The 5,481-nt window shown below is 57.8% G+C and carries 2 rRNA genes; both read left to right on the top strand.

Features of this window, described 5'->3' with window-relative positions:
- Positions 1-139: 139 nt before the first annotated feature.
- Positions 140-1,665 (top strand): 16S ribosomal RNA (locus tag RF640_RS18600).
- A 592-nt stretch (positions 1,666-2,257) separates the two neighbouring features.
- Positions 2,258-5,385: ribosomal RNA gene (locus RF640_RS18605) — 23S ribosomal RNA — on the top strand.
- Together the 16S and 23S rRNA genes form the textbook arrangement of a ribosomal RNA operon.
- Positions 5,386-5,481: the final 96 nt, after the last annotated feature.

Raw genomic sequence — 5,481 nt, forward strand, 5'->3', positions numbered from 1 at the left:
GGTCTGTTGTTTGAGAACTCAATAGTGTGCCATGTTTGTTGATACCGGATGTTTTATTCGGTTGATTGGTTGTCGCCGTCCTGCCTCCGTGGGGTGGTGGCGACATTTTCAGCCGGGGTTTGATGTTTTCGTTGTTTTTTTGACGGAGAGTTTGATCCTGGCTCAGGACGAACGCTGGCGGCGTGCTTAACACATGCAAGTCGAACGATGATGCCCAGCTTGCTGGGCGGATTAGTGGCGAACGGGTGAGTAATACGTGAGTAACCTGCCCTTGACTCTGGGATAAGCCTGGGAAACTGGGTCTAATACTGGATACTACCTCTTGCCGCATGGTGGGTGGTGGAAAGGGTTTTACTGGTTTTGGATGGGCTCACGGCCTATCAGCTTGTTGGTGGGGTAATGGCTCACCAAGGCGACGACGGGTAGCCGGCCTGAGAGGGTGACCGGCCACACTGGGACTGAGACACGGCCCAGACTCCTACGGGAGGCAGCAGTGGGGAATATTGCACAATGGGCGGAAGCCTGATGCAGCGACGCCGCGTGAGGGATGACGGCCTTCGGGTTGTAAACCTCTTTCAGTAGGGAAGAAGCGAGAGTGACGGTACCTGCAGAAGAAGCGCCGGCTAACTACGTGCCAGCAGCCGCGGTAATACGTAGGGCGCAAGCGTTGTCCGGAATTATTGGGCGTAAAGAGCTCGTAGGCGGTTTGTCGCGTCTGCTGTGAAAGCCCGGGGCTCAACCCCGGGTCTGCAGTGGGTACGGGCAGACTAGAGTGCAGTAGGGGAGACTGGAATTCCTGGTGTAGCGGTGAAATGCGCAGATATCAGGAGGAACACCGATGGCGAAGGCAGGTCTCTGGGCTGTTACTGACGCTGAGGAGCGAAAGCATGGGGAGCGAACAGGATTAGATACCCTGGTAGTCCATGCCGTAAACGTTGGGCACTAGGTGTGGGGGACATTCCACGTTTTCCGCGCCGTAGCTAACGCATTAAGTGCCCCGCCTGGGGAGTACGGCCGCAAGGCTAAAACTCAAAGGAATTGACGGGGGCCCGCACAAGCGGCGGAGCATGCGGATTAATTCGATGCAACGCGAAGAACCTTACCAAGGCTTGACATTCACCGGACCGCCCCAGAGATGGGGTTTCCCTTCGGGGCTGGTGGACAGGTGGTGCATGGTTGTCGTCAGCTCGTGTCGTGAGATGTTGGGTTAAGTCCCGCAACGAGCGCAACCCTCGTTCTATGTTGCCAGCACGTGATGGTGGGGACTCATAGGAGACTGCCGGGGTCAACTCGGAGGAAGGTGGGGATGACGTCAAATCATCATGCCCCTTATGTCTTGGGCTTCACGCATGCTACAATGGCCGGTACAAAGGGTTGCGATACTGTGAGGTGGAGCTAATCCCAAAAAGCCGGTCTCAGTTCGGATTGAGGTCTGCAACTCGACCTCATGAAGTCGGAGTCGCTAGTAATCGCAGATCAGCAACGCTGCGGTGAATACGTTCCCGGGCCTTGTACACACCGCCCGTCAAGTCACGAAAGTTGGTAACACCCGAAGCCGGTGGCCTAACCCCTTGTGGGAGGGAGCCGTCGAAGGTGGGACTGGCGATTGGGACTAAGTCGTAACAAGGTAGCCGTACCGGAAGGTGCGGCTGGATCACCTCCTTTCTAAGGAGCCGTTGACCGCCGTGTGGTGGTCGCCCCCGCTTCAGTGCCCGTCCGTGGTGCTGGTGGGGTGAGCTCATGGGTGGAATATCAACGAGCAAGTGGCCGCACTCCTCCTGTGCTTCCCGGGTTCCGATCCGGCGGGTGCGGGGGTTGCCGGCCGGGTCGGGTCCTAGTACCTGTCCCATCGTGGTGGACCCTGTGGGGTTCGCACGGTGTGGGTGGTGGAAGAGAACCGGTCCGGTGGTGGGTGTGGTCCGTGGCGCACTATTGGGTCCTGAGACAACAGGCCCCGTCCTCCTTTGGTGGGGGTGGGGGTGTTGTGTCGCAGGTTCCCGGCGTCCTGCCGGTGGTCGTGTCCCCTTCGTAGGGGGTGCTGCCACCAGTGTGCAGGGTGTGCGGGTTGTTGTTTGAGAACTGTATAGTGGACGCGAGCATCTTAAGAACAGGTGCCGCAGGCAGCCGGGCGTCGCTCCCTTCGCGGGGGGTGTGTCTGGTGGGTTGTGGTGCCGTGTTCGTGATTGATCGCCGAGATACCGCTGCCGTACCCCGTTGGGGTGTGGTGGTGGTGGTATCGGTGTGTTCTGTGATCATGTGGCAAGTTTTTAAGGGCGCACGGTGGATGCCTTGGCATCAGGAGCCGATGAAGGACGCGGTAATCTGCGATAAGCCTCGGGGAGCTGATAAACGAGCTGTGATCCGAGGGTCTCCGAATGGGGAAACCCCACTACGTGTTATGCGTGGTGACCCGCACCTGAATTCATAGGGTGTGTGGAGGGAACGTGGGGAAGTGAAACATCTCAGTACCCACAGGAAGAGAAAACAACAGTGATTCCGTCAGTAGTGGCGAGCGAACGCGGAAGAGGCCAAACCGATGGTGTGTGATACCCGGCAGGGGTTGCATCATCGGGGTCGTGGGGCGTGTCGTCCCGGGTCTGCCGGCCCGGGCGTGTGAGTGCAGGGCGATAGTCGAACCGGTGTGAGTGCCGGACCGGAGAGGGTGAGAGTCCCGTAGACGAAATCGTTGCTGCCGCACGGTACGCGTACCCAAGTAGCACGGGGCCCGAGAAATCCCGTGTGAATCTGCCAGGACCACCTGGTAAGCCTAAATACTACCTGATGACCGATAGCGGACCAGTACCGTGAGGGAAAGGTGAAAAGTACCCCGGGAGGGGAGTGAAATAGTACCTGAAACCGTGTGCCTACAAACCGTCGGAGCCCTACAAGGTGACGGCGTGCCTTTTGAAGAATGAGCCTGCGAGTTAGTGTTACGTCGCGAGGTTAACCCGTGAGGGGTATCCGTAGCGAAAGCGAGTCTGAACAGGGCGAGTGAGTGGCGTGATCTAGACCCGAAGCGAAGTGATCTACCCATGGCCAGGTTGAAGCGCGTGTAAGAGCGCGTGGAGGACCGAACCCACTTCAGTTGAAAATGGAGGGGATGAGCTGTGGGTAGGGGTGAAAGGCCAATCAAACTTCGTGATAGCTGGTTCTCCCCGAAATGCATTTAGGTGCAGCGTTACGTGTTTCTTGCCGGAGGTAGAGCTACTGGATGGCCGATGGGCCCTACAAGGTTACTGACGTCAGCCAAACTCCGAATGCCGGTAAGTGAGAGCGTAGCAGTGAGACTGTGGGGGATAAGCTTCATAGTCGAGAGGGAAACAGCCCAGACCACCAACTAAGGCCCCTAAGCGTGTGCTAAGTGGGAAAGGATGTGGAGTTGCTTAGACAACCAGGAGGTTGGCTTAGAAGCAGCCACCCTTGAAAGAGTGCGTAATAGCTCACTGGTCAAGTGATTCCGCGCCGACAATGTAGCGGGGCTCAAGTACACCGCCGAAGTTGTGGCATTGCACCAATGATACCCAACCGGTCTTCGGACCGGTTCAGGTGGTGCGATGGGTAGGGGAGCGTCGTGTGGGCAGTGAAGCTGCGGGGTGACCCAGTGGTGGAGCCCACACGAGTGAGAATGCAGGCATGAGTAGCGAATGACGGGTGAGAAACCCGTCCGCCGGATGATCAAGGGTTCCAGGGTCAAGCTAATCTGCCCTGGGTCAGTCGGGACCTAAGGCGAGGCCGACAGGCGTAGTCGATGGACAACGGGTTGATATTCCCGTACCGGCGAAGAACCGCCCCTATCGAACCGGGGACACTAACCACCCGAACCGGGCCATGCGGTGACCATTGGTCGCCGCCGGCTCCGGGGAGCGTGGGACCTGAACCGGGGAGGTAAGCGTATTAACAGGTGTGACGCAGGAAGGTAGCCGAGCCGGGCGATGGTAGACCCGGTCTAAGCGTGTAGGGCGATCCGTTGGCAAATCCGCGGATCATTGAGCCTGAGACGTGACGGGACCCCCATTCGTGGGGGGATTCGGTGATCCTATGCTGCCGAGAAAAGCATCGACGCGAGGTTCCAGCCGCCCGTACCCCAAACCGACACAGGTGATCAGGTAGAGAATACTAAGGCGATCGAGAGAATCATGGTTAAGGAACTCGGCAAAATGCCCCCGTAACTTCGGGAGAAGGGGGGCCCCGACCGTGGACACCACTTGCTGGTGCGAGCGGGTAAGGGCCGCAGAGACCAGGGGGAAGCGACTGTTTATCAAAAACACAGGTCCGTGCGAAGTCGCAAGACGATGTATACGGACTGACTCCTGCCCGGTGCTGGAAGGTTAAGAGGACCTGTTAGCCTCACGGCGAAGCGGAGAATTTAAGCCCCAGTAAACGGCGGTGGTAACTATAACCATCCTAAGGTAGCGAAATTCCTTGTCGGGTAAGTTCCGACCTGCACGAATGGAGTAACGACTTCCCCGCTGTCTCAACCATGAACTCGGCGAAATTGCAGTACGAGTAAAGATGCTCGTTACGCGCAGCAGGACGGAAAGACCCCGAGACCTTTACTATAGTTTGGTATTGGTGTTCGGTGTGGCTTGTGTAGGATAGGTGGGAGACGGTGAAGCGGGCACGCCAGTGCACGTGGAGTCAACGTTGAAATACCACTCTGGTCACTCTGGACATCTAACTTCGGCCCGTGATCCGGGTCAGGGACAGTGCCTGATGGGTAGTTTAACTGGGGCGGTTGCCTCCTAAAGAGTAACGGAGGCGCCCAAAGGTTCCCTCAGCCTGGTTGGCAATCAGGTGTCGAGTGTAAGTGCACAAGGGAGCTTGACTGTGAGAGCGACAGCTCGAGCAGGGACGAAAGTCGGGACTAGTGATCCGGCGGTACATTGTGGAATGGCCGTCGCTCAACGGATAAAAGGTACCTCGGGGATAACAGGCTGATCTTGCCCAAGAGTCCATATCGACGGCATGGTTTGGCACCTCGATGTCGGCTCGTCGCATCCTGGGGCTGGAGTTGGTCCCAAGGGTTGGGCTGTTCGCCCATTAAAGCGGTACGCGAGCTGGGTTCAGAACGTCGTGAGACAGTTCGGTCCCTATCCGCTGCGCGCGCAGGAAATTTGAGAAGACCTGTCCTTAGTACGAGAGGACCGGGACGGACGAACCTCTGGTATGGCAGTTGTACCGCCAGGTGCACCGCTGCTTCGCTACGTTCGGAAGAGATAACCGCTGAAAGCATCTAAGCGGGAAGCTCGCTTCGAGATGAGATTTCCACGCACCTAGTGTGTGAGAGGCCCCCAGCTAGACCACTGGGTTGATAGGCCGGAGGTGGAAGCACGAACCAACGACGTGTGCAGCCGACCGGTACTAATAAGCCGACAACTTACACCACACCCCCACCCCCAACACGTGTTGGGAACGAAGGGTGGGGTCACCACAGAACACCGCGTCCACTATACGGCTCCCAACCAACAACCCCCGCGGTTG

The sequence above is a fragment of the Kocuria sp. CPCC 205231 genome, from assembly GCF_040980965.1.
In the GTDB taxonomy this organism is placed as follows: domain Bacteria; phylum Actinomycetota; class Actinomycetes; order Actinomycetales; family Micrococcaceae; genus Kocuria; species Kocuria rosea.